Source organism: Novosphingobium sp., from assembly GCF_041905565.1.
GTDB lineage: Bacteria > Pseudomonadota > Alphaproteobacteria > Sphingomonadales > Sphingomonadaceae > Novosphingobium.
The window spans coordinates 99888-125515 of the sequence record NZ_JAYRKX010000011.1 but is presented as its reverse complement, the minus strand read 5'-3'; the positions used below and the strand labels follow the sequence as shown (position 1 = coordinate 125515).

Below are 25628 nucleotides of genomic sequence, written 5' to 3'. Positions count from 1 at the left end.
GGCCCGACCACCCATTCAGGTTACACTTCCGTGGGTGGTCGGGCCGGGGGAGGGGGCCGGCCAGGCCAGGAAAAAGCCGAATGGCTTTTCCGCACCGGCGTCAGCCGGAAAGTTAAGCCGCTTCTTCCTTGCCCTTGAGCACGCGGACGGGTTCCTTGCGGCCTTCGACCACGTCCTTGTCCACCACCACTTCGGCGATGTCCTGTTCGGTCGGCAGGTCGAACATCGTGTCGAGCAGCAGCCCTTCGACGATCGAACGCAGGCCGCGCGCGCCGGTCTTGCGTTCGATGGCCTTCTGCGCGATCGCTTCCAGCGCATCGTCGGTGAAGGTCAGCGTCACGTCTTCCAGCTCGAACAGCTTGGCGTACTGCTTGACCAGGGCGTTCTTCGGTTCCTTGAGGATCTTGACCAGCGCCTCGATGTCGAGGTCGTTGAGCGTCGCGATCACCGGCAGACGGCCGACGAATTCGGGGATCAGGCCGAACTTCAGCAGGTCTTCCGGTTCCGCCTTCTGGAGCAGTTCGCCCACCCGGCGCTTGTCCGGATCGGCCACATGCGCGCCGAAGCCGATCGAGCGCTTCTGCAGGCGATCGGCAATGATCTTTTCCAGACCGGCAAAGGCGCCGCCGCAGATGAACAGGATGTTGGTGGTGTCGACCTGCAGGAATTCCTGCTGCGGATGCTTGCGCCCGCCCTGCGGCGGCACGCTGGCCGTGGTCCCTTCCATCAGCTTGAGCAACGCCTGCTGCACGCCTTCGCCCGACACGTCGCGGGTGATGCTGGGGTTTTCGGCCTTGCGGCTGATCTTGTCGATTTCGTCGATATAGACGATGCCGTGCTGCGCCTTGTCGACGTTGTAGTCGCTGGCCTGGAGCAGCTTGAGGATGATGTTTTCCACGTCCTCGCCCACGTAACCGGCTTCGGTCAGCGTGGTCGCGTCGGCCATGGTGAACGGCACGTCGAAGGTCTTGGCCAGGGTCTGGGCCAGCAGGGTCTTGCCCGAACCGGTCGGCCCGACCAGCAGGATGTTCGACTTCGACAGTTCGACGTCGCCGCCCTTGCCGCTGTGCTTCAGGCGCTTGTAGTGGTTGTGCACCGCGACCGACAGGACGCGCTTGGCGCGGTCCTGGCCGATGACATAGTCGTTCAGCGTTTCGAAGATGTCCTTCGGGCTGGGAACGCCGCCATCCTTCTTGCCGGCGATCCCGGCCTTGGTTTCCTCGCGAATGATGTCGTTGCACAGTTCGACGCATTCATCGCAGATGAACACGGTCGGCCCGGCAATCAGCTTGCGCACTTCGTGCTGCGACTTCCCGCAGAAGCTGCAGTACAGGGTGCTCTTCGCGTCGGATCCACTCAATTTCGTCATGCCTGTTCCCGTTGCCCTCTTGATAGAGGGACTCGCCGGGACTCTACCCCGGCGAGAGCAAACTTCAATCCTGCGTCATAACCCGGTCACATTGACCGGGGCTGAAGGCGCAGGGTTACCATTCCTTCAAGCCGTGTCAGCCCTTGGCTGCTTCGCCATCGGCGGCCGGACGGCTTTCAAACACCTGGTCGACCAGGCCGAACGCCCTTGCTTCCTCGGCGTCGAGCCAGGTATCGCGGTCCAGCGCCAGATCGATCTCTTCCACGGTCTTGCCGGTGTATTTGGCATAGAGCGAGTTGAGCCGCTGGCGCAGGCGCAGGATTTCGCGGGCCTGGATCTCGATGTCGCTGGCCATGCCGCGCGCCCCGCCCGACGGCTGGTGGACCATGATCCGCGCCTGCGGCAGCGCGATGCGCATGCCCGGTTCACCCGCGGCAAGCAGGAAGCTGCCCATCGAGCAGGCCTGACCGATGCACACGGTCGACACGCGCGGGCGGATGTACTGCATAGTGTCGTGGATCGCGAGACCCGCGGTCACCACCCCGCCCGGCGAGTTGATGTACATCGAGATGTCCTTGCTCGGATTCTCGCTTTCCAGGAACAGCAGCTGGGCGACGATCACCGAGGCCATGTGGTCCTCGACCTCGCCCGTCACGAAAATGATGCGTTCGCGCAGCAGGCGCGAATAGATGTCGAAGCTGCGCTCGCCCCGGCTCGACTGTTCGACGACCATCGGAATCAGCGCGCCGGTTACGGGATCGCGGGTGAACTTGCCCTGGGAATTGGAAGAACCGAACAGGTCGAGCATGGGAATCCTCTTGAAGCTGGCCCGCCTATGTCGCCCCTGTGGGCGCGATGTTCAAGGGCATTTACCGATTGAATGATGCCGAAGCGGACATTGTAAGCCCGATTTAACCCAAGGCTGGCAACCGTCGGGAAACGCCTCCCCTGCGAAAAACCCGCAGCTTGCCAAGGTCTTGTGTTAAGCCTCTGCCGATGAACGACAAACCTGCCACATGGGCCGAACTGCTGCGGCGCGGCGCCCTGCCGGGGCAGGCCGATCCGCGCCCGGCGCTGCTGGCGGCGGCCCTGTGCGCGCTGGGGCTGGCCGGGGCGCTGGTCTGGGCGGCGCTGCACCGGGGGCCGTGGTACGACGAATTCTTCACCTGGTTTGTTACCCGGCCAGATCGCCCGTTCATCGCCGCGCTGTGCGGCAGCTGGCTGGCCGACAATCATCCGCCGCTGTTCAACGCGCTGGCCTGGGCGGGCGCGCATCTGGCCGGCACGCTGGAACAACTGCGCTTGCTGAACCTGGCTGCGCTGGGCGCGGCACTGGCCGGCGGCTGGGTGCTGGTACGCCGCACGCCGCAATGGTGGACCCTGGCCGCGCTGCTGCTGGTGGCACTGGCCGCGAACGAAACCCTGCTGCGCAGCGGGGCAGAGCTGCGCTCGTACTTCTTCTCGCTCTGCGCGGGGGCGGTGGTCGCGCTGGCACTTGCGGTGGGCTGGCTCGAGGGCGAGCTGGCCGGGCGCGGGCAGCGCACGGTGCTGTGGGCGGTGCTGCTGGCGGGCTTCAACGTGCATATCCTGACCAGCGTGATCCTGGGCGCGCTGGTGCTGCCGTTCGTGCTGGCAGCATGGCTGGCGCGGCGGCGCGCGTTGCTGCGGCAACTGCTGGTCCCGGCCATCGCCGGGGGCACACTGTTCCTCGCCGTGTCCCTGATCCAGTTGCCGCGCTGGCAAAGCAACACGGCCAGCTTCTGGATCCAAGGCGGCCTGGACGCGGCCTGGCGCGCGATCGAATATGCCGTGCTGCGGGCGGGCCTGGCCAACATGCTGGTCCTGGCGGCGGCGCTGGGCGGAGCGGCGCTGCTGGCGCGGCAAGCCCTGACAGGACGCCGCCTGCCGCCCGCATTGCAAGCCATGCTGCTGCTCGCCGCCGGGATCACGCTGGCGGCCGCGCTGTTGATCGCGCTGCACCTGCTGCGCCCGGTGGTGACGGAACGCTTCCTGGCGGCGCTGGTGCCCTCCGTAGCGCTGGGCATGGCGCTGGGCGCGGATGCGGCGCTGCGACGCCTGCCCGTGCGGGCAGGAACTGCCCTGCTGATGGGGGCATGTGCGCTCAGCCTGTGGGCGTTGGCGGGCAATGCCCGGCACACGGTGCAGCGCAATTCGTGGGAAGGCAGCGCGGCGCGAATCGGCGCGCTGGTGCGTGCCTGCCCGGACAGTCCGGTGCATGTCGATCCGGCCTATTGGAACGCCTTCACCGTAGCCCTGCCCCCGGCGGACAACCGGCTGGTATTCGGCCAGGCCCATGCGCTGATGGCGCGGCGGCACGGCTTCACGCTTGAGGCGCCAAGCTCGCGGCGGATCTCGGCCATCTGCCCCACCCTGTTCTGGGCCGAGCATGACACCCGCCGCGAATGGGACGAAGCCGCGATCCTGGCCCACCTGCGCGCGGGGGGCTTTGCGGTGGAGCGTATCTGGCAGAGCCGCATCGGCGATGGCTGGATCGCGTCCAACCGCCCGCTGGACGGCGGCGCGGCCACGCGTTAGCCTGCCCGTCATGGCAGTGATGCAGGTTCCCCAGGGCCAGGTGCTCTTTCGCCCCGACGATGCCTGCAGCGGCTTCGTGGTGGTCCACGCCGGCTCGATCAAGGTCTCGCTGACCGCCGAAAACGGGCGCGAGATCGTGCTGTACCGCGTGCGGCCGGGCGAGATCTGCCTGCAAACCTTCGGCTGCCTGGTTGGCGGCGGGACCTATTCCGCCGAAGCCGTGGCCGAAACCCCGCTGGAACTGGAAGTGCTCCCGGCGGGCGATTTCCAGGCCAAGGTCGGCAGCGATGCGGACTTTCGCCAGCAATTGTTCAGCGCCGTCGCCGCGCGCTTTGCCGATCTGGAACGGCTGGTCGAAGACGTTGCCCTGCTCAGCGTGGCCGAACGGCTGGCGCGCGCCCTGCTGCGGCTGGCGGGCGGCAGCGCCACGGTCGATGCCACGCACGAGGCGCTGGCGACCGAGATCGGCTCGGCCCGCGCGGTGGTCAGCCGCCAGCTGGGCGCCTTCCAGCGCGATGGGCTGATCGCGATCACGCGCGGCCATATCGAACTGGTCGACCGCGCCGCGCTGGCTCACCTCGCCCACGCCGCCGAATAAATTCGCGCCTGTGTGACTAAGTCACCGACAGTCCCCGCACGGGGTGCCATCCCCCCTGTGTCGCACCCAAGGAGGACTGTGAAATGGCCCGCAACGAAGGAACCATCGACCGCGCGCTGCGCGTCATCGCCGGGATTGTGCTGATCGTGATGGCATTGCGGGGCATGTACACGCCCTGGACCTGGATCGGCGTCGTGCCGCTGCTGACCGGACTGGTCGGCATGTGCCCGCTCTATTCGGTGCTGGGCATCAACACGTGCAAGGTTCGTTGAACCAGATCGCCTGACCGGTCCTTCCTGACCGGCCTACCCCCGTTGGCCGGGCAAGGGTCGCAAGTGCCGGGAAAGCGGAACAGCCCATGCGCAAGCCCCCACTTGCGCATGGGCTGTTCTTCGTTTCGCCGGCCGCACAAACGACAACGCCCCCTGCCTTGCGGCAGGGGGCGCGGTGCGTTGCAGCTGGTGCTGCTTACTTCTTGGCGGCAGCCTTCTTCGCCGGGGCCTTCTTGGCCGGAGCCTCATCGTCAGCCTTTTCGGCCTTGGGCGCGGCTTCCTTCTTGGCGGCGGGCTTCTTGGCCGGCTTGTCCTCGGCGGCAGCCTCGTCCTTGGCCTCGTCCTTCTTGGCAGCCTTCTTCGGGGCGGCCTTCTTGGCGGGCTTGGCGGCTTCGGCGCCTTCCTCGGCTTCGATCGCGGCCTGGAGTTCCTCGCGGGTCACTTCGCGTTCGCTGACTTCGGCCTTGTCGAACAGGAAGTCGACGACCTTGTCTTCATACAGCGGGGCGCGCAGCTGGGCAGCGGCGAGCGGTTCCGACTGGATGTATTCGACAAAGCGCTGGCGGTCTTCCGGGCGATACTGCGAAGCGGCCTGCTGGAGCAGCATCTGCATTTCCTGCGCGGTCACTTCGACGCCGTTGGCCTGGCCGATTTCCGAAAGCAGCAGGCCAAGGCGGACGCGGCGCACGGCGATGCCGCGGTAATCATCCTTCTCGTCCTCGATTTCCTTGAGCGCGGCGGCGGGGTCTTCCTCGCGCGCGGCTTCCTGGGTCAGCTGCTGCCAGATCTGGGCGAATTCGGCTTCGACCATGCTCGGCGGCACGTCAAAGTCGTGACCGGCGGCCAGCACGTCGAGCAGCTGGCGCTTCATCTGGGTGCGGGTCAGGCCGGCGGTTTCCTGTTCCAGCTGGCCGCGCAGCAGGCCCTTGAGCTGGTCGAGGCTTTCCAGGCCCAGGCTCTTGGCGAATTCGTCGTCGATCGCGGTTTCGCCGGCAACCTTCACCGCCTTGACGGTGATGTCGAAGGTGGCGTCCTGGCCCTTGAGGTTTTCGGCCGGGTAATCGGCCGGGAAGGTCACGGTGATGGTCTTTTCATCGCCGACCTTCACGCCAACCAGCTGTTCTTCGAAGCCCGGAATGAAGCGCTGCGCGCCCAGTTCCAGCGCGGTGTCCTGGGCGCTGCCGCCTTCGAATTCGACGCCGTCGAGCTTGCCGACGAAATCGATGACCAACTGGTCGCCGTTTTCGGCCTTCTTGCCCTTCTTGGCGTCAACGAAGCTCTTCGCGCCAGAGGCGATGCGGGCAACCTGTTCGTCCACTTCGGCGTCCGACACCGGCACGACCAGCTTTTCGAGCTTCAGCCCGTCGAGCGAGGGCACTGTCACTTCGGGGAGCACTTCCAGCTCGACCGTCAGCTCGGCGTCCTTGCCCTGGTCATAGCCTTCGCCCAGGTTGACCTGCGGCTGCATCGCGGGGCGCAGCTTGTGGTCGGCCACCAGCTTGTCCATCGCTTCGCGGATCGCCGCGCTCAGCGCGTCCTGGTGCAGCGCCGGGCCATGCATCTTCTTGACCAGGTTGGCCGGCACCTTGCCGGGACGGAAACCGGGCATGCGCACCTGCGGCGCGATGCGGGTCACCTCGTCATCAATCCGCGCGGTGATGGTCGCCGCCGCGATCGTCACCGTGTAGGCGCGCTTCAAACCCTCGTTGCTGGTCTCGACAATCTGCATGACAATAGAAGCCTTCTTTGTACGCATCCGGCCGCATCGGATCGGCTTCGGCGGGACTGGTGCGGGCGAAGGGACTTGAACCCCCACATCTTGCGATACTGGAACCTAAATCCAGCGCGTCTACCAGTTCCGCCACGCCCGCGGCCCGACGAAGCCCATCTCCCCCACCCCCGGAACAGAGGCAGAGACCGGAATCAAGCGCTGGCCCTTAAGGGCAGGCAAGCGAAAGGGCAAGCCACGAGGAACGGTTTATTGCCGTTTCCCGACCGGCCGCCCGAACCGCCCGGTCAGAGCGCCAGCCAGCCCCGCACCAGCGCGAGCCAATCGGTGCGCTGCGGGCGGCTGGCGGCGGGCACCGGAACCGGGCAATCGAGGCACTGTGCCTGGACCCCGCGCAGGGTCAGCAGCCGGGCCAGATCGCTGCCCACGCGCCCGACCAGCGCCTGCTGGCGCTGCGCCACCAGCGCGGCGAAATCGGCGGCGGGCACGCCGCTCTCGTCATCCTCGTCCCCGGTCAGCCGTTCGAGCAGCGATGCGTAAGGGTTGGCCGTACTGCCGTAATAGGCCGGGTGCCAGGCATCCAGCTTGGCCTGCTGCGCGGCCCAGCCGATCGCATCGTCCAGCCCGCCGAACTGGTCGACCAGCCCGTTCTGGCGCGCGGTGCCGCCGTCCCACACCCGGCCCTGCCCGATCGCGTCGATCTGCTGGGGCGTGCGCTTGCGGCTGTTCGCGACCAGCGCCAGGAAGCGGCCATAGCTGCTTTCGACGCTGGTCTGGAGCATCTGTTCGACTTCCGGGGTCAGCCCGCCGATCATGTCCGGCTGGCCCGACAGCGCGGTGGTGCGCACGCCATCGGCATGGACGCCGTATTGCTTGAGCGTGTCTTCAAAGGTCGGGACCACGCTGAACACCCCGATCGAGCCGGTGATGGTCGACGGTTCGGCAAAGATCCGCTGCGCCGGAGTGCTGACCCAGTAGCCGCCGCTGGCCGCCAGGTTGGCCATGGATACCGCCACCGGGCGCCCCTTGGCCTTGAACCGTTCCACCGCCAGACGGATGTCTTCGGACGCGAACACCGAGCCGCCCGGCGAATCGACCCGCAGCACCAGTGCCTTGGCATCGTCGGCATTGGCTTCGTCGATCAGGCGGGCGATGCGCTCGCCCCCGGCGGTGCCTGGCCCGGCCTTGCCGTCAACGATCTCGCCCGCGACAGTGACCACCGCGATGGCTTCGCCCGAGGTGTTTTCGCCCTGCGCGGCCAGCAGCGCGGCAGGCCGCACGTGCGCGAACGCGCCGGGGCGCTGGTCGGCGCTGTCTTCGCCCGCCACGGCCTTGACCCGTTCGCCAAAGGCGGCGCGGTCCCCGATCTTGTCGACCAGCCCGGCGGCCAGCGCCGCCTTGGCCGCATCGCCGCCCGACGCCTTGAGCCAGCCGACCGGATCGCGGGTGACCAGGTCGATCTGCGCCTTGGGCCGGGCCTTGACCACATCGGCTTTCCAGTTGTCCCACAGCGAGGCGTAGAGCGCGGTGCGCGCCTCACGCGAAGGGTCGGACAGACCGTCGCGGATATAGGGTTCGACCGCGTCCTTGAAGGTGCCGACCTTGAACACGTGGGCCTTGATCTTCAGCTTTTCGAGCAGCGGCCCGTAATAGAGGTTTTCGCCGCCCGGCCCGGTGACAAAGGCCCCGCCCAGCGGATCGACCCAGACTTCGCTGGCGTGGGCTGCCAGCAGCAGCGAATCGTCGGTATAGGCCAGCGCCCAGGTATAGACCGGCTTCTTCGCGGCGCGGACCGCGTCCAGCGCCTTCGCCAGTTCCAGCATGTGCACCTGCCCGCCGCCAACGAAGCGCGACAGGTCCAGCACCACGGCCTTGATCCGGCTGTCGGTGGCCGCCGCATTGATCGCGCGGGCGACGTCGCGGGCGCGGTATTCCTTCATCGGCGCATCGCCCGACAGCACTTCGCCAAGCGGGTCCTGGGCCGAGGGTTCTTCCACCACCACCCCGTCCAGCTTGACCAGCAGGGCCCCGTCGCGAACCAGCCCGGCGCTGGGCCGCGCGGTCAGCGCGCCATAGATCGCGGCGAAGAACAACAGCATGAACAACAGGACCAGGCCGTCCTTGATCGCGACAAGCAGGTGCCAGACCTTGCGGGCAAAGAGCATGCGGGTTCCTTGTAACCGTTTGCCAAAGACATAGGAGCGCACTGGCCCCTTGGCGAGTCCCGGCTCGACCAAGCGCGGTTGTCCACCGCCCAATGCGATCCGCGCTTGAGCAAGCCGCTCGCGCTCGCTAGGGCGCTGTCTTCAATGACATCGCCAGATACCAGTCACGCGGGCCGCTATCCAGCAGGCTCCGCCGCCTTCCCGCACCGTGGGCTCACGGGGCTGGCGGGCCTCGCCCCGTGGGAGATCCTCTACCTGCTGGACGAGGCGGAACAGTGGGTCGAACTGAACCGCGGCGCGAACAAGCGCGACAACCGGCTGGCCGGGCTGACGATCATCAACGCCTTCTTCGAAAACAGCACCCGCACGCTGCTGAGCTTCGAGATCGCGGGCAAGCGGCTTGGGGCCGACGTGGTCAACATGCACGCCGCGCAGTCCAGCGTGAAGAAGGGCGAAACGCTGATCGACACGGCGATGACGCTCAATTCGATGCGCGCTGATGCCATCGTCATCCGCCACGCCAGCAGCGGCGCGGTGCGGCTGATCGCGGACAAGGTCGATTGCCCGGTGCTCAACGCCGGGGACGGCCAGCACGAACACCCCACCCAAGGGCTGCTCGACGCGCTGACCATCCGCACCGCCAAGGGGCCGGAATTCGCCAAGCTGAAAGTCACGATCTGCGGCGACATCCTGCACAGCCGCGTGGCGCGTTCCAACATCCATTGCCTGACCACGCTGGGCGCCGACGTTCACGTCTGCGCGCCCCCCGCGCTGATGCCGGCCGATATCGAGGCGCTGAAAGTCACCCCGCATTACCATTTCGACACCGCGCTGCAGGATGCCGACGTGGTAATGATGCTGCGCTTGCAGCAGGAACGGATGGAAGGGCAGTTCATCCCAAGCCCGCGCGAATATCGCCACCTCTACGGCCTCACGCTGGACCGGCTCGCCAAGGCCAGGCCCGATGCATTGGTGATGCACCCCGGGCCGATGAACCGGGGGGTGGAAATCGACAGCAACGTGGCCGACCTCGCCGATCGTTCGCTGATCACTCGCCAGGTGGAAATGGGCGTTGCGATCCGCATGGCCTGCCTGGAAGTTTTGACCCGCAAGGCGCGCGGGCTGGAGGGTTGGGCATGAAGCAGGTGGCTCCCCTCACCCTCATCAATGGCCGGCTGGTCCTGCCCACTGGCGAGCCGCAGCCGGGCGCGCTGCGCGCGGTCGATGGCCGGGTTGCCGCGCTGGGCGCCGATGCGGCGCCGCAGCCGGGCGACACGGTGATCGACGCGAAAGGCGCGCTGATCGCGCCGGGGCTGGTCGATCTGGGCGTCTTCGCGATCGACAAGCCGGCGTTCCATTTCGGCGGGATCACCCGCGCCGCATTGATGCCCGATCAGGGCACCGTGCTGGACAAGCCCAGCACCGTCCGTTTCGCCGCGCAATCGGGCAAGCCGGACCTGTGGGTCCACCCGCTCGCCGCCGCGACCAAGGGGCTGGAAGGGCGCGAGCTCGCCGAACTGGCGATGATGCGTGATGCCGGCGCCCGCGCGGTTGCCACCGGGCGGCGCTGGATCGCGGATTCGGGCACGATGCACCGCCTGCTGTCCTATTGCGCCATGCTGGGGCTGACCGTGGTGGTCCATGCCGAGGACGGCGGGCTGGTCGGCAATGCCGTGGCCACCGCCGGCGAAATGGCTACCCGGCTGGGCCTGCCCAGCGCCCCGGCCGAAGCCGAAGCGCTGGCCATCGCCCGCGACCTCGCGCTGGCCGGCCTGTCCGGCGCGCGGGTCCATTTCCGCCAGGTCACCACCGCGCGCGGCCTCGCGCTGGTGCGCGCCGCCAAGTCGCGCGGGATGCCGGTCACGGCAGGGGTCACCCCGGCGCACTTCATGCTGTCCGACACGGCGATCGGCGATTTCCGCACTTTCACCCGCCTGTCCCCGCCGCTGCGCAGCGAGGCGGACCGGCAGGCGGTCCGCGCCGCGCTGGCCGATGGGACGATCGACGTGATCTCGTCCGGCCACGACCCGCGCGGGCCGGAAGACAAGCGGCTGCCCTTTGCCGATGCCGAACCGGGCATGGCGGGCGCGGAAACGCTGCTGCCGCTGACCCTGGCGCTGGTCCGCGACGGCGTGATCGACACGGCCCGCGCCTTCCAGCTGCTCGCCGCCAATCCTGCCGCGCTGCTGGGCGTCCCGGCCGGACAGCTCGCCGTTGGGGCCGAGGCTGACCTGGCGCTGGTCGATCCCGACCGCCCCTGGGTGGTTGACCGCGACAAGATGGCCGCAGCGGCCGGCAACACCCCGTTCGACAAACAGGGCGTCGAAGGCCGCGTCACCGCGCTGTTCAAGGGCGGCGTGCAAGTCGCCTGAGCGGAGCCGCTCAGGCGACCGGCAGCGTCTCGCAGCGAACGGCCGTCATGCCGCCATAATCTGCGGCGATCGCTCCGGAATGCAAAAGAATTTGACGCTTCTGGCCGAAAGTGTTTGATCGACTGTTAGTCCCGATGAGGCAGGATATGCGCGCTTTTCTGTTTGGCCTGGCCACCGTTGCTTTGATTTCCACGCCAGTGGCCGCGCAAAGGGGAAGCGGCAATTCGGCCGTTCCACTGCCGTCTGCCAGCGCTGCGCAAAGTCGGCCTCCATCGGTCTCCAGCGTGCTGCAATCCGGTGCCGCAATCACGCTCGTCACCCGCGAAGAGTTGAGCACTATGAAGAAAAAGCTTCGCGTCGGACAAACCATTGAATTCGAAGTCGCAGACGATGTCGCAAGGAACGGGGTGACGGTCATTCCCGCCGGCACCATCGCCAGAGCCGAACTGACCAAGGTCGGAGGCGGCGGGATGATGGGCGGACCTCCCACCATTGCGGGCAGGCTCTTGCATTTGCAGTTTGGCGAACGCCAAATCAGGCTGAAGGGCACTTTCGATGACAAGACCGTCACTGCTCCCGCCGGCAAGGGCGGTGCGCGCGGCGGGGGGTCACTGATGGGCGGCCTGCTCGGGGGGATGGCGATGGCGGCCGGAGCCACAATCCCGGCTGGCTCAACCCTCATGGCGGTCCTCGACGAGGACGTTCCCTACTAGCCAGCACCACCGCAGGCGCCCTGCCCAGGCTAGGCAGGGAACCGCTGCAACTTGCCTTCCGGCGCGATTTCACCGGCGCGAAGCGTTTATGCCGGTGAGATGACCCCGAACAGGTCATGCTCGTCCGCGTCCTCGACCAGCACGGAGACCACCTGGCCCGGCTGGGTCCCGGCGGGGACGTTGCGCAGGTAGACGGCGCCGTCGATTTCCGGCGCGTCGGCCTGGCTGCGGCCCGTGGCGCCGATGTCGCCGTCCTCGTCAGCCTCGCCCACCTCGTCGATGATCACCGGCAGGACGCGCCCGACCTTGGCCTGAAGCTTGGCGGCGCTGATCGCTTCGGTCTTGGCCATGATCCGCTGGAAGCGTTCTTCCTTGACCTCGTCCGGCACGGCGCCGGGCAAATCGTTGGCCGAAGCGCCCGCGACGGGTTCGAAGCGGAAGGCGCCAACACGGTCAAGCTGGGCTTCGTCCAGCCAATCGAGCAGATACTGGAAATCGGCCTCGGTCTCGCCCGGAAAACCGACCACGAAGCTGGAACGGATCGCGATATCCGGGCAGATCTCGCGCCAGGCGCGCAGACGTTCCAGCACCTTGGCCTCGTTCGCCGGGCGCTTCATCGCCTTGAGCACCGAGGGCGCGGCGTGCTGGAAGGGAATGTCGAGGTAGGGGGTCAGCAGCCCCTCTGCCATCAGCGGGATCACCGCATCGACGTGGGGGTACGGATAGACATAGTGCAGGCGGACCCACGGCGCGTTCCCATCGGCGGTGCGCAGCTGGCCCAGCTCGCGCGCCAGGTCGGTCATGTGGGTGCGCACGGCATGGCCATGCCACTCGCGCTCCTCGTGCCGGACATCGACGCCGTAAGCCGAAGTATCCTGGCTGATCACCAGCAGCTCGCGCGTGCCGGCGGCGACCAGCTTCTCGGCCTCGCGCAGCACGGCATCGATCCGGCGGCTGGCGAGCTTGCCGCGCAGCTGCGGGATGATGCAGAACGAGCAGGCGTGATTGCAGCCCTCGCTGATCTTGAGATAGCTGTAGTGACGCGGGGTCAGTTTGACGTCGCCCTGGGGGGTGAGGTCGATGAAGGGACCCTGGCTGGGCGGTGCAGCCTGGTGCACGGCCTCGACCACGGCTTCGTACTGGTGTGCACCGGTTACGGCCAGCACATCGGGGAATTTCGCGCGGATCAGTTCCGCCTCGTTGCCCATGCAGCCAGTGACGATCACGCGGCCGTTTTCGGCAATCGCCTCGCCAATCGCGGAAAGGCTTTCCTCCTTGGCGCTGTCAAGGAAACCGCAGGTGTTGACCAGGACCACGTCGGCCCCGGCGTAATCCGCGCTCATCGCGTAGCCATCGGCGCGCAGTTTGGTGAGGATGCGTTCGGAATCGACCAGCGCCTTGGGGCAGCCGAGCGAGACCATGCCGATGCGCTTCTGATCGGGAATTGTGGAGGCCATGGCGGCGGCCCCTACACGTTTGACGGGCGAAAGGCTACTGTCACGGCAAAGGAGCGCAGGCGATGGGTCCGATCAACTGGGTGGCGGTGGTGCTGGCGGCCGTTGCGGCAAGCGCAGTGCTGTGGCTGTTCTGGCGCGGCCGCGCGGTGCCGCTGTGGACCTGGACGCTCAGTCTGGTGCCCGCCGCGATGCTGGGCCATGCGCTGGCGCAGATCGGGCCGGACAAGCTGGCCGCCAAACCCCACCTTTACTGGATGCAGTCGAGCGGGTTGGCCCTGGCCATCGTCATCCCGGCGCTGTGGCTGGCGGGCACCAAGAACGGCGTGCCGGCGCGCGAAACGGGGCGCGACAGCCTCGCCTTCCTGCTTGCCTACCTCGCCATGGGGGCGGTGTTCAGACTGCTCGGCTAGGGCTTGGGTTTGGGCAGGTAGCGCTGCGGGTTGAGCGCGGCGCGGTTGTGGCGCACTTCGAAGTGCAGTTGCGGCTCAGTCGCCAGGCCATCCTGCCCGTTGAGGCCGATACGCTCGCCAGCCTTGACCTTGTCGCCCAGCTTGACGGTGATCTTGTCGAGGTAGGAATAGACCGTGGTCCAGCGCTTGCCGTGGTGCAGGATCACGGTCTTGCCGTATTCCTTCGGCCCATCACCCGCGAAGATCACGGTGCCGGCCGCACTGGCCCGCACGGCCAGGCCCCGGGCAGCGAGCACGTCAATCCCGTCATGGTAGCCGCCCTTGGCACCGCGCGCCGCAAACCCGCGGCGGACCTGCCCGGCAAGCGGCCAGGTGAAGCTGACCGGCGGATCGGCATCGTCAAGGTCAAGCTTCGGCGCGGCGACAGGCTTGGCAGGCGTTTGAACGGGCGCGGGAACGGGCACGCCCTTGGCCAAGGTCGGGATCGCCAGCTTCTGTCCCGGCTTGACCGCAGCCTTGGGATCGAGCGCGTTGGCGGCGGCGATGGCCGACCACGGCACGCCATAGTCCATGGCGATCGAAAAGCCGGTTTCACCATCCTTGACCGTGTGGCTGCGGCGGCGCGGGATGACCAGTTTCTGCCCGGCCTTGACCACATAGGGTGGTTGCAGGCCATTCGCCTCGATGATCAGCACGCGCGGCACTTCGGCCCGGGCGGCGATCCCGCCCAGCGTCTCGCCCGGCTTGACCAGGTGGCTGGTCTCGGTCCTTGGATCGGGATCGGCGGCGGCGATCAGCAGCAGCGCGCCCGCAGCCAGCAGGGCGGCCGCGCGGCGCATCAGGCGAAGCGCCCCGCCAGATCGGCGAGCGAGGCGCCGTGCGTCAGGTCCAATTGCAGCGGCGTCACCGAAATATACCCATCCTGGATCGCTTCAAGGTCGGTCTGGTGCCCGGGGGTGTGTTCAATCCCGTGCAGTCCGAACCAGAAGTACTGGTAACCTCTCGGATCGGTCCCTTCAACCACCGATCCGCGCGCATAGTCATGAAATCCCTGACGAACCACCCGGATCCCCTGCACCGCTTCGGCCGCGATCGGCGGAAAGTTGATGTTGACCAGGGTGCGTTCGGCGAACGGCGCGTCGAGCAGCGGGGCAATCGCCCGCACGCCCCAGGCTTCGGCGGCGGCGAAAGGCACGTCATCGCCCATCCCTTCCTTCGCATAGACCTGGCTCAGGGCGATCGAGCGGATCCCGGCCAGCGCCCCTTCAATCGCGGCGGAAACAGTGCCCGAATAGGTCACGTCATCGCCCAGGTTCGCGCCGCGGTTAACGCCCGACAGGATCAGGTCAGGCTTGCCCGGCATGACCTTGCGCAGCGCCATCATCACCGAATCGGTCGGCGTGCCGGACACCGAAAAGCGCCGCTCGCCGTGCTGGCGCAGCCGCACCGGACGGCCGAGCGTGAGCGAGTGCCCTGCCCCGGACTGTTCCTCCGCCGGGGCGCAGATCCACACGTCGTCCGAAAACTGGCGGGCGATCCGCTCCAGCACTTCAAGGCCGGGGGCAAAAATGCCGTCGTCGTTGGTCAGCAGGATACGCATCAGGCGGGCACCAGCGCGTCGATCCCGCCCATGTAGGAGCGCAGCGCATCGGGCACGGTGACCGAGCCGTCTTCCTGCTGGTAGTTTTCCAGCACCGCCACCAGGGTGCGGCCCACGGCCAGCCCCGAACCGTTGAGGGTGTGGACGAATTCGGTGCCCTTCTGCCCTTCGGGCCGATAGCGCGCGTTCATCCGCCGCGCCTGGAAATCGCCGCAGTTCGAACAGGACGAAATCTCGCGGTAAGCGTTCTGGCCGGGCAGCCAGACTTCAAGGTCAAAGGTCTTGCGTGCGCCGAAACCCATGTCGCCGGTGCACAGCAGCACCTTGCGATAGGGCAGTTTCAGCGCCTGAAGCACTGCTTCGGCAGCGCCGGTCATGCGCTCATGCTCGGCCGCGCTGTCCTCGGGGCGAACCACGCTGACCAGCTCGCACTTTTCGAACTGGTGCTGCCGGATGAAGCCGCGCGTATCCTTGCCGGCGGCGCCAGCTTCGCTGCGGAAGCACAGGGTCAGCGCGGTCATGCGGATCGGCAGTGCCGCCTCGTCGAGCAGCTGGCCCATGACCGAGCTGGTCAGGCTGACCTCAGCGGTGGGGATCAGCCAGCGATCATCGGTGGTGCGGAACAGGTCATCGGCAAACTTGGGCAGTTTGTCGGTGCCGTACATCGCCTCGTCGCGGACCATTACCGGCGGGTTGCATTCGGTATAGCCCGCCTGGGTGGTCTGCATGTCGAGCATGAACTGGCCCAGCGCGCGGTGCAGCCGCGCCATCGCCCCGCGCAGGAAGGTAAATCGCGCGCCGCTCATCGCCGCGGCGGTTTCGAAGTCCAGGCCCAGCGCCGGGCCGATGTCGGCATGTTCGCGCGGGGTGAAGGCAAAGCTGCGCGGCGTGCCCCAGCGGCTGACTTCGACATTGTCGCCCTCGTCCGCCCCATCGGGGGTATCAGCGGCGGGCAGGTTGGGGATTCGCGCCAGGGTATCGTTCAGCCGGGCGAGCAGATCGCGGTCCTCGGCTTCCAGCGTGGGCAGCGTGTCCTTGAGCGCGGCGACTTCGGCTTTCAGCCGTTCCGCCTCGTCCTTGTCGCCCCGCCCCATCGCCGCGCCGATCGCCTTCGAGGCATCGTTGCGGCGGCTTTGCGATTCCTGCATCCGGGTCGCCACCGCGCGCCGTTCACTGTCGAGCGCAAGTATTGCGGCGGATTGGGGCTCCAGCCCGCGCCGGGCCAGGCCGGCGTCAAAGGCTGCGGGGTTCTCTCGGATGGACTTGATGTCATGCATGGTGCGCAGGCCTATGCCCGCAAGCGCCACTGCTTTCAAGGAGAGGAGGAAGTGGTGGGCGCGACAGGGATTGAACCTGTGACCCCACCCGTGTGAAGGGTGTGCTCTACCGCTGAGCTACGCGCCCACTTCCGTCGGGAAGCGCGCCCTTAAAGCGGTCTGTTCGAATTGACAAGCGCCGATGAGCATCTAAGGGCGCTTTCATGAGCGAAGAAACCAATTCCGGCCCCGACGTGCCCCCCGATCACCTGGCGATCAACCCGCGCAGCCCGCATTTCGATGCCGAAAAGCTGCAGCGCGGCGTGGGCATCCGATTCAAGGGCGTGGTCCGCACCAATGTCGAGGAATATTGCATTTCCGAAGGCTGGGTGCGCGTCCAGGCTGGCAAGACCATGGACCGCAAGGGTCAGCCGCTGACCATCAAGCTGAACGGCCCGGTCGAAGCCTGGTACGAAGACCTGGGCGATAATCCGCCCGTGGCCAAGGCCTGAACGATCAGATCCCCAGCCTGGCGCTGATCAGATCGCCGATCGGATCAGCGCTGCGGGCGGCAGGCTTGTCGCTCTTGGCGAAAGTCAGCGGGCGCGTCAGGATCGGGCGTTCGCCCTTGGGCGGCTTGCCCTTGTAGATGAAGCCCTGCACCGGCCAGTGGGTTCCGCCCAGGGCCTGGATCGGCGCGTACCACACGCGCACCTCGCTCCAGTCGTTGTCTTCCGACACGTCGATCGCGCGGACATCGTCCTCGATCTGGCCGCGCCGGCCGTTGATCGGGCTCCAGTTGGCATGGCGGATCAGGATCGTGCGCGAATCGATGATCCGGCTGACGGCAGCGACATGGCCCAGTGTGGAATTGCCGTGCGGCTTGAACGCCATCACCGCGCCGACCCGGGGCATGGTGCCCCGCGAATAGCGACCGGCGGCTTGCTCCCACCAGGTGTGGGCATCGCCGAAGATCATGATGCCGGACACCTGCCGGGCATAAGGCACGCATTGCAGGTAGGGCGGCAACATGCTGCTGCCCCCGCCCGAAACCATGGCGCTGTCGTCGAGCGCGATGCCGCGCGCCGCCACTGGCCCTGCCCCCGCGGCCAGCGCACCCAGGGCTCCTGCCATCACGGCCGCCATCATGCGATTGTGTCCCGTCATGGGCTAGGTAAATGCCACGACAAGGTTAGGGCCAACATAGCCGGTTTGGTTAACAAGGCCGCAAGATTTTGCCCTGCGGCTTGCAAATTGCCGCCAGTACGGTCAGGGGCATGTCATGGCCCTCCCACAAGTGATTATCATTGGACGTCCCAACGTGGGCAAAAGCACCTTGTTCAACCGGCTGGTGGGCAAGAAGCTGGCGCTGGTCGATGATCAGCCCGGCGTGACCCGCGACCGCCGGTTCGGCGAGGCTCACTTGCTGGGGCTGGATTTCACCGTGGTTGATACCGCCGGCTGGGAAGACGAGGACCCGTCGAGCCTGCCCGGCCGCATGCGCAAGCAGACCGAGGCGAGCCTGCACGGCGCCGATGTCGCCCTGTTCGTGATCGATGCCCGCGCCGGGCTGACCCCGCTGGACGAGGAAATCGGCCGCTGGCTGCGCGAACAGTCGGTGCCGGTGATCCTGCTGGCGAACAAGGCCGAAGGCCGCGCGGGCCAGCCGGGAATCCTTGAATCCTATGCCCTGGGCCTGGGCGATCCGGTGCCTTTCTCGGCCGAACACGGCGAAGGTATAAGCGACCTGTTCGAGGCGCTGCTGCCTTATCTTGACGACAAGCAGCAGGACGAGGACGAGTTTGCCGAGGAAGATGAGGAAGCCCTCACCGGCCCGCTCAAGCTGGCGATCGTCGGCCGGCCCAACGCCGGCAAGAGCACGCTGATCAACGCCCTGCTGCATGAAGACCGGCTGCTGACCGGGCCCGAGGCCGGGATCACCCGCGATTCGATTGCGGTCGACTGGACCTGGACCGATCCCGACACGGGCGAAGAGCGCCCCGTCCGCCTGATCGACACGGCCGGCATGCGCAAGAAGGCGCAGGTGGTCGAAAAGCTCGAAAAGCTGTCGGTCGCCGACGCCCGCCGCGCGGTGGACTTTGCCGAAGTGGTCGTGCTGCTGCTCGATGCCACGCGCGGGCTGGAACACCAGGACCTCAAGATCGCCAGCATGGTGCTGGAAGAAGGCCGCGCGCTGATTGTCGCGATCAACAAGTGGGACGTGGCCGACAATGCCAGCGGCCTGTTCAACGGTATCCGCGCCGCGCTTGACGACGGGCTGAGCCAGGTCAAGGGCCTGCCGCTGCTGGCCGTTTCGGCCCGCACCGGCAAGGGGCTGGACCAGCTGATCAAGGCCGCCTTCGAATTGCGCGAAGCCTGGTCGAAGCGCGTGCCGACCGCGCTGCTCAACCGCTGGTTCGACGATGCCCTGGCCAAGAACCCGCCCCCGGCCCCCGGCGGCAAGCGGATCAAGCTGCGCTACATCACCCAGGCCCGCGTGCGTCCGCCCAGCTTCGTGCTGTTCGGCACCCGGCTCGATCAGCTACCGGGCAGCTACGAACGCTACCTGGTCAACAGCCTGCGCCGCGACCTCGGGTTCGATTCGGTGCCGGTGCGCCTGACGCTGCGGATGCCGAAGAACCCGTTCAAGAAGTAGCGCGCCGCCGCAGTGGTTGCGCCCGCCACTCGGTGGCGCTGCGCCACAGCCATTCGAGCGGGCCTTGCCGGAAGCGCGCCAGCCATGGCGTGCTCCAGGCCAGCATCAGCACCCAGCCCAGCAGCACGAACAGCCAGTGCGCCGCCGCGCCATGCCGGGCGAACAGGCCCAGCCCCCAGCCATAGAACAGCGCGCCCATTACCAGGCTGGTGCCAAGGTAATTGCTGAACGCCATTCGCCCCGCCGCCATCAGCAAATGCCCGGGCCGGCTGCGCGTCAGGCGCGCCGCGGCCAGCATCAGCAGTGCCGCATAGCCCAGCGCCATGGCCAGGTGCGGCAGGCCCAGGGCATAGTTGACAAGCAGCCGCATGGTCATTTCGGGAAAGTGCGCCGCGCGCGCCCACAGGGCGGCCCACAGGCTGACCGCCCCGCCCAGCCCCAACCCGGCCAGCACGATCTGTCGCAATCGCCGCGCCGGCCATTGGCCGGAAAAGAACCCGGTGCGCAGCAGCGCCATGCCCAGCAGCATGTAGGGCAGCGTCTCGCCGATCGCGAACAGGGTGACCCGCAGCGGATAGAACGGGCGTTCGGTCAATTTGGCTGTCACCTGCGCGCCCCAGTTGCGGCGTGCTTCGGCCATGTCGGCGGCGTCCTGCGCACGGTAGGGGGCCTTGATCGCGGCGATCCGCTGTTGCAGCGCGGCGTCGTCCGGGCGGGCCAGCGCCGCCTGCTCGATCGCGGCGTCGCTCAGCGACAGGGCCGTGCCGGCGAGTTGCCAGAACAGGAACAGCGCCAAGCCGCTGCCGACCAGCGCCGGGGCGGACGCCTTGCGCAAGGCCAGGGCGATCGTTCCGGCCACGGCATAGAGGAACAGGATGTCGCCCCACCACAGCAACAGGAAATGGAGATAGCCGAACAGAGCCAGCCAGCCCAAGCGGCGCAGTTGCAGCGCCTGGCCATCGCGGCCCTGTTCGTCCGCGCGCTCGACGAACAACAGCATGCTCGCGCCGAACAGCAGACTGAACAGCGCGCGCATCTTGCCTTCGAACAGCCAGAACATGGCGGCAAAGGCCCATTCGTCCGCCGCACTTGCGGGCACGGGGATCGACGGCGTGTAGGTGGCCGAAGGCGGCCCGGCGAACCCGGCGATATTGACCGCCAGGATGCCCAGCACGGCAACGCCCCGAATCAGGTCGAGCGCGGCGATCCGTTCGCGCGCCGCATCAGCCATCGCGTCAGCTCTTCACGGCGATGCAGGTCTGCCCGCTGGCGCCGAGCCGGCTGCACGCCGCGCGCGCCGCCGCTTCGCTGGCGAACCCGCCCGCCTGCAGCTTGATCACCGCGCCGGCCTTGACGTTGAGGCGGGGATGGCCCGCCAGTTCCGGCCGGCCCTTCAACTTGTTCCACAGCGCATCGGCATTGGCCGGCTGGCCGAACGCGCCCAGCTGGACCCGCCAGGCGCCGCCCGCCGCTGGCGCGGGCGCAGGCGCAGGCGCGGCGATTGGCGGCGGCACGGGTCGGGGCGCGGCGATGCCCGGCAACTGCCCGGGCGGCGGCCCCTGATGCACCACCACCGGGCGCGTCGGCGGCGGGGCCACCTGCGGGCGGGCATAGTCCGCCCCGGCAGTGCCCGGCGATCCGCCAGCGGCAACCCGCGCAGCGGCGGCGACGGCATCATTGGCGGCAGCCACGGTCGGACCGCGCACCGGCACCACAGGTTCAGCAGTTCCCGGCGGGGTGGACGATACAGTCGCCCCAAGGTCAACCGCGGCAAGCTGACGGGCCCGCGTCGAATCGGCATCGCTTTGCAGCTGTGCGGCCAGAGCCACGGCCTGCTGGCGCTGGTCCATCGGGAGATACTTGTCCATCTGGGTCAGCGCGGTCTGTGCCGCTTCCAGCCCCTGCTGCTGCGCCAGGCTGACCAGGGCATAGGCCCGCACCGGATCGCGCTGCACGTTCTCGCCATTATAGTGCGCCAGCCCCAGCAGGTACTGCGCGCGCGGATCGCCGCGATCGGCCGCCGCCCGGATATAGGGCAAGGCCTGCAGGCGCTGACCGCGCTGGAACAGGAACAGGCCGTAGCTGTCGGACGCCTGGAGATGGCCCAGCGTGGCCGCCTTGCCATACAGTTCCTCGGCCTTGGCCATGTCCTGCTTGACCCCCTTGCCCCACTTGTAGGCCTGGGCAAGGTTGTACATCGCATCGGCATCGCCGCGGGCGACATCGCCCTGCCATTCGCGCACCGCGGCGGTGAAATCACCACGCGACCAGGCATCGACTCCGGCCTTGTTATCGGCCAGCGCGACGCTGGCCGGCAGGCTTACGGCCGCAAGCAGAAGGCCGAGCTGAAAATATTCACGCGCCATCGAAAATTTCCCGTCGCCTGGCCGATCGTAACCATCGCCGGGCGCTTACCGCCCCCACAGTCCTGATCCGGCTCCCGAACATACTTAACTGGCATACTGAACAAGTGGTTAGCAAAGGATTTATCCCCCCGGCGCCATCAGCAGGGGCTTTCTGGCAGAGCCACTGTTAACCCAAAATTAGGAACGATCTGCGATCCCCCGGGGCAAGTGGAACTGGAATTGCTGGTTTTTAGGGGGACTGCTGTGCGCGTACTGGCTTTGGCTTCTCAGAAGGGTGGATCGGGCAAGACGACCTTGTCCGGGCACCTGGCCGTGCAGGCCCAGCTTGCCGGGGCTGGCCCGGTGGTGCTGATCGATATCGACCCTCAGGGTTCGCTGGCCGATTGGTGGAACGAGCGCGAGGCGGAATTTCCCGCCTTTGCCCAGACCACGGTCGCCCGCCTCGCGGCGGACCTGGCGGTGCTGCGCCAACAAGGCTTCAAGCTGGCGGTGATCGATACCCCGCCCGCGATCACCATGGCGATCCAGAGCGTGATCTCGGTGGCCGAACTGATCGTCGTGCCGACCCGCCCCAGCCCGCACGACCTGCGCGCCGTGGGCGCCACGGTCGACCTGTGCGAACGTGCGGGCAAACCGCTGATCTTCGTGGTCAACGCCGCCACGCCCAAGGCCAAGATCACCTCCGAAGCGGCTGTCGCGCTGTCGCAGCACGGCACCGTGGCCCCGGTTACCCTGCATCACCGCACCGATTTCGCCGCCTCGATGATCGATGGCCGCACGGTGATGGAAGTCGATCCCAATGGCCGTTCCGCCGCCGAAGTGACGGCGCTGTGGAACTACATTTCGGACCGGCTGGAAAAGAACTTCCGCCGCACCGTCTTCGCCGCGCCCAGCAGCGTGGCGGTGATGCCCGGGGTCCATCGCCCGGCGGGCGGCTTCGGCCGCCGCGTCGCGGGTTCGTGACGGAGTGCTGGGGGGCATGTCCGAACCGAAACCTCTCGCCTCGCTCAGCCCGAGCCTGCTCGCCCGCAAGGGCGGCGCGCGCCCGGCAATGCGTCCGCAGCTTGCGCCGATCACCCACGAAGTTCCGCCCCACCAGTTCGATGACCTGGGCTGGAACGACATGGGCCACGATCAACCCGCCGCCCCGCCGCCCGGCGTGGCCGACGTGGTAGCGCTCGAACCCAGCGCGCCGCTGCCGCCGCCGGCCGTCCCCGAAGTGGTGCGCCAGCAGCAGGCCGTGGCCCGCCGCGTCGCCCAGCCGCGCAAGTCCGCGCTGGAAAGCGGTCGCCGCGCTGCCTTCACGCTGCGGGTCGATGCCGATCGCCACCTCAAGCTGCGGCTGGCCTGCGCGGTGCGTAACCGCAGCGCCCAGCAGCTGGTGACCGAAGCGCTCGACCGCCTGCTTGACGAATTGCCCGACATCGCCGCGCTCGCCGCGCAAGTTGCCGCCAAGCGCCGCAGCTAACTGTTTCAGAAAGGGAGACTTCCCATGACCTCGTCGACCATTGTCCGCAGCAAGATCCTGCCCCTCGGTATTGCCGGGGCGATTGCCGCACTGGCCATTGCCGGCGCCGGAATGAGCCAGACCGCCACGGCCAAGCCCAGCCCGGACAAGACCGCCCAGGCAGCCCAGATCGCGCTGGCCAAGGGCCAGGTCGACAAGGCGATCCAGCTGGCTGAAACCCTGGTGGCCGGCAACCTGCGCGAACCGGCCTACCGGGCACTGCTGGGCCATGCCTATCTCAAGGCCGGGCGGTTCGAATCGGCTGCGACCAGCTTCAACGATGCGATGAAGCTGGGCGACAATTCGTCGCGCACCGCGCTGGGGCTGGCGCTGTCGAACATCGCTGCGGGCAAGCCGCGCGACGCGGTGGCGATCCTCGATGACTGGCGCGATGCGATCCCTGCCGCCGACCTGGGCCTGGCCCTGGCGCTGTCGGGCGAAACCAGCCGCGGCGTGGCGATCCTGGCCGATGCCCTGCGTGCCGGCGATGCCAGCGCCAAGGTCCGCCAGAACCTGGCCTATGCCTATGCGCTGGACGGGCGCTGGCGCGACGCGCGGATCATGGCCGCGATGGACGTGCCGGCCGACCAGCTAGACGCGCGCCTGGGCAGCTGGGCCGAACGCGCCAAGCCCGAAGACGCGCGCCTGCGCATTGCCGGCCTGATCAACGCGCCGCTGCGCGCCGATCCGGGCCAGCCGACCGCGCTGGCGCTGGCCGACAATCCCCCGGCCGAACAGCTGGCCGCCGAACAGAGCGGTGCCGTGCTGGCGGCCAAGGCCCCGGCCCCGGCTCCGGCCGCCCCGGCCGAACTGCCCGCCGCCGCGCCCGAAGCGGCCGCGAACCTCGCGCAGTATGCCCCGGTTGGCGCTCCGGTCGCGGCGCCCGCCCCGGCCCCGGCCGAACGCAGCTTCGCCGCCACCTTTGCCGAAGCCGCCCCTGCCCCCGCTGCCGTGCCCGAAGTGCGCCCGGCGATGGCCTACAAGGTTCCGGCCAAGGCCGCCCCGCAGCGCCAGCCGGTGCGCGCGGTGGCCGTTGCCCCGGTTGCCGGCGGCAATCACGCGGTCCAGCTCGGCAGCTTCTCCAGCCCGCAGGGCGCCCGCCGCGCCTGGGGGATCTATGCCGCCAAGAACCCGGAACTGCGCCGTTTCAAGATGGTGGTCACCCCGGCCAAAGTGCGCGGCCGCAACTTCTGGCGCGTCGCCGCCGCCGGCTTCGACAACCGTTCGGCCACGGGCCTGTGCGGCACGGTCAAGGCACGCGGCGGGGTCTGCTTTGCCTATTCGACCGTGCGCCCGGCACCGCTGGCCCGCCCGGCGGCCGCGCCGATGATGGCCCGTGCCAAGGCTCCCGCCAAAGCGCCGGTCGGTCCGGGTCTGGCCCGGCGCCGCTAAGCGCAGCTATTCCGAGACAACAGCGAGCGGGCCTGCCATTTGGCGGGCCCGTTTTCGCATGGGCGGCCTGCGCATGGTCAAGTCGTTTAGCCGCCGCAGCCCCACCTTCTGGTCAATGCGGATCGTGAACGCGAAAGAGCCGGGGCGCATGATCGCAGCCCCGGCCCCTGCAGGATCATCGCACCGCCGCAGCGGCACGTGGATCAGAACATCCGGGTCAGTTCATAGAACACCGCGCCCACAGCCGCGCTGGCCGGGATGGTGATGAACCAGGCCGTCACCACCCGGCCCGCCACGCCCCAGCGCACGGCGCTGGCCTTGCGCGCGGCGCCGGTGCCGATCACACTGCCGGTGATGGCGTGGGTAGTGGACACCGGAATGCCCATGATGCTGGCGCTGAACACCACGATCGACCCCGCCGTGCTGGCACAGAAGCCCGTATGGTGGTTCAGCTTGGTGATCTTGGTCCCCATGGTCTTGATGATCTTCCACCCGCCCGACAGCGTGCCCAGCGAAATCGCCAGGTAGCAGGAAATCACCACCCAGGTCGGGATGTGATATTCTCCGCCCAGATTGCCGGTGGAATAAAGCAGGACCGTGATGATCCCCATGGTCTTCTGCGCATCATTGCCGCCGTGGCTGATCGAATAGGCCGCTGACGAGAAGATGTGCAGTGTCTTGAACACCCCTTCGGCGCGGCGCGGCTGGAACCCCTTGAACAGCCAGCTGGTCAGCAGCACCATCAGCATGGCCAGGGCAAAGCCGATCATCGGCGACAGGAAGATCGCGAAGATCGTTTCCAGGGTCTTCTTGCTTTCGACCGCGTCGAACCCGCCGTGGACGATCCCCGCCCCCAGCAGCCCGCCCAGCAGCGCGTGGCTGGAACTGGACGGAATGCCCTTGAGCCAGGTCACCACGTTCCAGAACATCGCCCCGATGAGCGCGCCGAACACCACGCCGGGGGTGACCATGTCCTTGTTGATGATGCCCTTGCCGATGGTATCGGCAACGTGCAGCGGCACCAGCCAATAGGCGGCGAAGTTGCCGAAGGCGGCGAAGACCACCGCCCAGACCGGCGAAAGCAGCCGGGTGGATACCACCGTGGCGATCGAATTGGCTGCATCATGCAGGCCGTTGAGGAAATCGAAGGCCAGCGCGATGATGATCAGGCCGACCAGCAATGGAAAGGCAAGCTCGTGCATTGCCGTAC

Annotated in this window: 24 protein-coding genes and 2 tRNA genes; 12 read left to right on the top strand and 14 right to left on the bottom strand. The window is 67.6% G+C overall.

Going from position 1 to position 25628, the window contains the following annotated elements; translation table 11 throughout:
* Positions 1–112: 112 nt before the first annotated feature.
* Positions 113–1369, bottom strand: coding sequence for an ATP-dependent Clp protease ATP-binding subunit ClpX (gene clpX / locus ACE3N9_RS10680; protein WP_374283658.1), 1257 nt, complete (start codon positions 1367–1369; stop codon positions 113–115).
* 136 nt (positions 1370–1505) lie between these two features.
* Positions 1506–2177, bottom strand: coding sequence for an ATP-dependent Clp endopeptidase proteolytic subunit ClpP (gene clpP, locus ACE3N9_RS10675; RefSeq protein ID WP_374283656.1), 672 nt, complete (start codon positions 2175–2177; stop codon positions 1506–1508).
* Between the two features lie 188 nt (positions 2178–2365).
* On the opposite strand from clpP, the gene ACE3N9_RS10670 reads away from it, so the two are divergent.
* The 3 genes from ACE3N9_RS10670 (at position 2366) to ACE3N9_RS10660 (ending at position 4795) form a co-directional block, all read left to right on the top strand.
* Positions 2366–3925, top strand: coding sequence for a hypothetical protein (locus ACE3N9_RS10670; protein ID WP_374283653.1), 1560 nt, complete (start codon positions 2366–2368; stop codon positions 3923–3925).
* A gap of 10 nt (positions 3926–3935) precedes the next feature.
* On the top strand, positions 3936–4523 hold the full coding sequence (locus tag ACE3N9_RS10665) for a Crp/Fnr family transcriptional regulator (protein ID WP_374283651.1): 588 nt from the start codon (positions 3936–3938) through the stop codon (positions 4521–4523).
* Between the two features lie 83 nt (positions 4524–4606).
* Positions 4607–4795 (top strand): DUF2892 domain-containing protein, encoded by a 189-nt coding sequence (locus ACE3N9_RS10660; RefSeq protein WP_374283649.1) that lies wholly within the window; start codon positions 4607–4609, stop codon positions 4793–4795.
* A 196-nt stretch (positions 4796–4991) separates the two neighbouring features.
* On the opposite strand, the gene tig is transcribed toward ACE3N9_RS10660, so the two are convergent.
* From tig to sppA, 3 genes are all read right to left on the bottom strand, one after another.
* Positions 4992–6524, bottom strand: a complete 1533-nt coding sequence (tig, locus tag ACE3N9_RS10655) for a trigger factor (protein ID WP_374283647.1) — start codon at positions 6522–6524, stop codon at positions 4992–4994.
* 57 nt (positions 6525–6581) lie between these two features.
* Positions 6582–6666: transfer RNA gene (locus tag ACE3N9_RS10650), tRNA-Leu, on the bottom strand.
* Positions 6667–6811: 145 nt separating this feature from the next.
* Positions 6812–8689, bottom strand: coding sequence for a signal peptide peptidase SppA (gene sppA, locus ACE3N9_RS10645; protein ID WP_374283645.1), 1878 nt, complete (start codon positions 8687–8689; stop codon positions 6812–6814).
* Between the two features lie 144 nt (positions 8690–8833).
* Between sppA and ACE3N9_RS10640 the strand changes: the two genes are divergently transcribed.
* The 3 genes from ACE3N9_RS10640 to ACE3N9_RS10630 all read left to right on the top strand — a co-directional run bounded on the left by ACE3N9_RS10640 (position 8834) and on the right by ACE3N9_RS10630 (position 11774).
* Positions 8834–9829 carry an aspartate carbamoyltransferase catalytic subunit gene (locus tag ACE3N9_RS10640; protein ID WP_374283643.1) on the top strand — a complete coding sequence of 332 codons (996 nt, stop codon included), beginning with the start codon at positions 8834–8836 and terminating at the stop codon, positions 9827–9829.
* Complete coding sequence (locus tag ACE3N9_RS10635; protein ID WP_374283641.1) at positions 9826–11061, top strand: dihydroorotase family protein; 1236 nt, start codon at positions 9826–9828, stop codon at positions 11059–11061. Before ACE3N9_RS10640 ends, ACE3N9_RS10635 begins: the two co-directional genes overlap by 4 nt.
* A 146-nt stretch (positions 11062–11207) precedes the next feature.
* Positions 11208–11774, top strand: a complete 567-nt coding sequence (locus tag ACE3N9_RS10630; protein WP_374283639.1) for a hypothetical protein — start codon at positions 11208–11210, stop codon at positions 11772–11774.
* An 86-nt stretch (positions 11775–11860) separates the two neighbouring features.
* On the opposite strand, the gene rimO is transcribed toward ACE3N9_RS10630, so the two are convergent.
* Entirely contained in the window at positions 11861–13231 is a 1371-nt protein-coding gene (gene rimO / locus ACE3N9_RS10625) for a 30S ribosomal protein S12 methylthiotransferase RimO (RefSeq protein WP_374283637.1), read from the bottom strand.
* Positions 13232–13293: 62 nt separating this feature from the next.
* On the opposite strand from rimO, the gene ACE3N9_RS10620 reads away from it, so the two are divergent.
* Complete coding sequence (locus ACE3N9_RS10620) at positions 13294–13641, top strand: DUF1761 domain-containing protein (protein ID WP_374283635.1); 348 nt, start codon at positions 13294–13296, stop codon at positions 13639–13641.
* On the opposite strand, the gene ACE3N9_RS10615 is transcribed toward ACE3N9_RS10620, so the two are convergent.
* From ACE3N9_RS10615 to ACE3N9_RS10600, 4 genes are all read right to left on the bottom strand, one after another.
* Positions 13638–14480 carry a peptidoglycan DD-metalloendopeptidase family protein gene (locus ACE3N9_RS10615; protein ID WP_374283633.1) on the bottom strand — a complete coding sequence of 281 codons (843 nt, stop codon included), beginning with the start codon at positions 14478–14480 and terminating at the stop codon, positions 13638–13640. The two genes, ACE3N9_RS10620 and ACE3N9_RS10615, sit on opposite strands and share 4 nt — an antisense overlap.
* Positions 14480–15241, bottom strand: coding sequence for a 5'/3'-nucleotidase SurE (gene surE, locus ACE3N9_RS10610; protein ID WP_374283631.1), 762 nt, complete (start codon positions 15239–15241; stop codon positions 14480–14482). Before surE ends, ACE3N9_RS10615 begins: the two co-directional genes overlap by 1 nt.
* Positions 15241–16518: a serine--tRNA ligase gene (serS, locus tag ACE3N9_RS10605; RefSeq protein WP_374283629.1), complete on the bottom strand. Its 1278-nt coding sequence runs from the start codon at positions 16516–16518 to the stop codon at positions 15241–15243. Before serS ends, surE begins: the two co-directional genes overlap by 1 nt.
* Positions 16519–16570: 52 nt before the next feature.
* A tRNA-Val gene (locus ACE3N9_RS10600) sits at positions 16571–16645 on the bottom strand.
* A 76-nt stretch (positions 16646–16721) separates the two neighbouring features.
* On the opposite strand from ACE3N9_RS10600, the gene ACE3N9_RS10595 reads away from it, so the two are divergent.
* A complete protein-coding gene (locus ACE3N9_RS10595) occupies positions 16722–17009 on the top strand; it encodes a DUF3297 family protein (protein ID WP_374283627.1) in 288 nt (95 codons plus the stop codon).
* 4 nt (positions 17010–17013) lie between these two features.
* Here the strand turns inward: ACE3N9_RS10595 and ACE3N9_RS10590 are convergent, their stop codons facing one another.
* Entirely contained in the window at positions 17014–17631 is a 618-nt protein-coding gene (locus tag ACE3N9_RS10590) for a CHAP domain-containing protein (protein WP_374283625.1), read from the bottom strand.
* 148 nt (positions 17632–17779) lie between these two features.
* Here ACE3N9_RS10590 and der point away from each other — a divergent pair, with 148 nt between their 5' ends.
* Positions 17780–19153: a ribosome biogenesis GTPase Der gene (gene der, locus ACE3N9_RS10585; protein ID WP_374283623.1), complete on the top strand. Its 1374-nt coding sequence runs from the start codon at positions 17780–17782 to the stop codon at positions 19151–19153.
* On the opposite strand, the gene ACE3N9_RS10580 is transcribed toward der, so the two are convergent.
* Together ACE3N9_RS10580 and ACE3N9_RS10575 are read right to left on the bottom strand one after the other, a co-directional pair.
* Positions 19143–20384, bottom strand: a complete 1242-nt coding sequence (locus ACE3N9_RS10580) for a DUF418 domain-containing protein (RefSeq protein WP_374283620.1) — start codon at positions 20382–20384, stop codon at positions 19143–19145. The two genes, der and ACE3N9_RS10580, sit on opposite strands and share 11 nt — an antisense overlap.
* A 4-nt stretch (positions 20385–20388) precedes the next feature.
* Positions 20389–21519 carry an SPOR domain-containing protein gene (locus ACE3N9_RS10575; RefSeq protein WP_374283618.1) on the bottom strand — a complete coding sequence of 377 codons (1131 nt, stop codon included), beginning with the start codon at positions 21517–21519 and terminating at the stop codon, positions 20389–20391.
* A gap of 243 nt (positions 21520–21762) precedes the next feature.
* On the opposite strand from ACE3N9_RS10575, the gene ACE3N9_RS10570 reads away from it, so the two are divergent.
* Genes ACE3N9_RS10570 through ACE3N9_RS10560 form a run of 3 tightly spaced genes read left to right on the top strand, consistent with a single transcriptional unit; the run spans position 21763 to position 24418 of the window.
* Complete coding sequence (locus tag ACE3N9_RS10570) at positions 21763–22482, top strand: AAA family ATPase (protein ID WP_374283616.1); 720 nt, start codon at positions 21763–21765, stop codon at positions 22480–22482.
* Between the two features lie 16 nt (positions 22483–22498).
* A complete protein-coding gene (locus tag ACE3N9_RS10565; protein ID WP_374283614.1) occupies positions 22499–22987 on the top strand; it encodes a hypothetical protein in 489 nt (162 codons plus the stop codon).
* A gap of 24 nt (positions 22988–23011) precedes the next feature.
* On the top strand, positions 23012–24418 hold the full coding sequence (locus ACE3N9_RS10560; protein WP_374283612.1) for an SPOR domain-containing protein: 1407 nt from the start codon (positions 23012–23014) through the stop codon (positions 24416–24418).
* A gap of 203 nt (positions 24419–24621) precedes the next feature.
* On the opposite strand, the gene ACE3N9_RS10555 is transcribed toward ACE3N9_RS10560, so the two are convergent.
* Positions 24622–25620: an anion permease gene (locus tag ACE3N9_RS10555; RefSeq protein ID WP_374283610.1), complete on the bottom strand. Its 999-nt coding sequence runs from the start codon at positions 25618–25620 to the stop codon at positions 24622–24624.
* Positions 25621–25628: the final 8 nt, after the last annotated feature.

Coding starts and splice junctions, on each gene's coding strand:
- clpX (WP_374283658.1), bottom strand. CDS start 1,369: ATGACGAAATTGAGTGGATCCGACGCGAAGAGCACCCTGTACTGCAGC.
- clpP (WP_374283656.1), bottom strand. CDS start 2,177: ATGCTCGACCTGTTCGGTTCTTCCAATTCCCAGGGCAAGTTCACCCGC.
- ACE3N9_RS10670 (WP_374283653.1), top strand. CDS start 2,366: ATGAACGACAAACCTGCCACATGGGCCGAACTGCTGCGGCGCGGCGCC.
- ACE3N9_RS10665 (WP_374283651.1), top strand. CDS start 3,936: ATGGCAGTGATGCAGGTTCCCCAGGGCCAGGTGCTCTTTCGCCCCGAC.
- ACE3N9_RS10660 (WP_374283649.1), top strand. CDS start 4,607: ATGGCCCGCAACGAAGGAACCATCGACCGCGCGCTGCGCGTCATCGCC.
- tig (WP_374283647.1), bottom strand. CDS start 6,524: ATGCAGATTGTCGAGACCAGCAACGAGGGTTTGAAGCGCGCCTACACG.
- sppA (WP_374283645.1), bottom strand. CDS start 8,689: ATGCTCTTTGCCCGCAAGGTCTGGCACCTGCTTGTCGCGATCAAGGAC.
- ACE3N9_RS10640 (WP_374283643.1), top strand. CDS start 8,834: ATGACATCGCCAGATACCAGTCACGCGGGCCGCTATCCAGCAGGCTCC.
- ACE3N9_RS10635 (WP_374283641.1), top strand. CDS start 9,826: ATGAAGCAGGTGGCTCCCCTCACCCTCATCAATGGCCGGCTGGTCCTG.
- ACE3N9_RS10630 (WP_374283639.1), top strand. CDS start 11,208: ATGCGCGCTTTTCTGTTTGGCCTGGCCACCGTTGCTTTGATTTCCACG.
- rimO (WP_374283637.1), bottom strand. CDS start 13,231: ATGGCCTCCACAATTCCCGATCAGAAGCGCATCGGCATGGTCTCGCTC.
- ACE3N9_RS10620 (WP_374283635.1), top strand. CDS start 13,294: ATGGGTCCGATCAACTGGGTGGCGGTGGTGCTGGCGGCCGTTGCGGCA.
- ACE3N9_RS10615 (WP_374283633.1), bottom strand. CDS start 14,480: ATGCGCCGCGCGGCCGCCCTGCTGGCTGCGGGCGCGCTGCTGCTGATC.
- surE (WP_374283631.1), bottom strand. CDS start 15,241: ATGCGTATCCTGCTGACCAACGACGACGGCATTTTTGCCCCCGGCCTT.
- serS (WP_374283629.1), bottom strand. CDS start 16,518: ATGCATGACATCAAGTCCATCCGAGAGAACCCCGCAGCCTTTGACGCC.
- ACE3N9_RS10595 (WP_374283627.1), top strand. CDS start 16,722: ATGAGCGAAGAAACCAATTCCGGCCCCGACGTGCCCCCCGATCACCTG.
- ACE3N9_RS10590 (WP_374283625.1), bottom strand. CDS start 17,631: ATGGCAGGAGCCCTGGGTGCGCTGGCCGCGGGGGCAGGGCCAGTGGCG.
- der (WP_374283623.1), top strand. CDS start 17,780: ATGGCCCTCCCACAAGTGATTATCATTGGACGTCCCAACGTGGGCAAA.
- ACE3N9_RS10580 (WP_374283620.1), bottom strand. CDS start 20,384: ATGGCTGATGCGGCGCGCGAACGGATCGCCGCGCTCGACCTGATTCGG.
- ACE3N9_RS10575 (WP_374283618.1), bottom strand. CDS start 21,519: ATGGCGCGTGAATATTTTCAGCTCGGCCTTCTGCTTGCGGCCGTAAGC.
- ACE3N9_RS10565 (WP_374283614.1), top strand. CDS start 22,499: ATGTCCGAACCGAAACCTCTCGCCTCGCTCAGCCCGAGCCTGCTCGCC.
- ACE3N9_RS10560 (WP_374283612.1), top strand. CDS start 23,012: ATGACCTCGTCGACCATTGTCCGCAGCAAGATCCTGCCCCTCGGTATT.
- ACE3N9_RS10555 (WP_374283610.1), bottom strand. CDS start 25,620: ATGCACGAGCTTGCCTTTCCATTGCTGGTCGGCCTGATCATCATCGCG.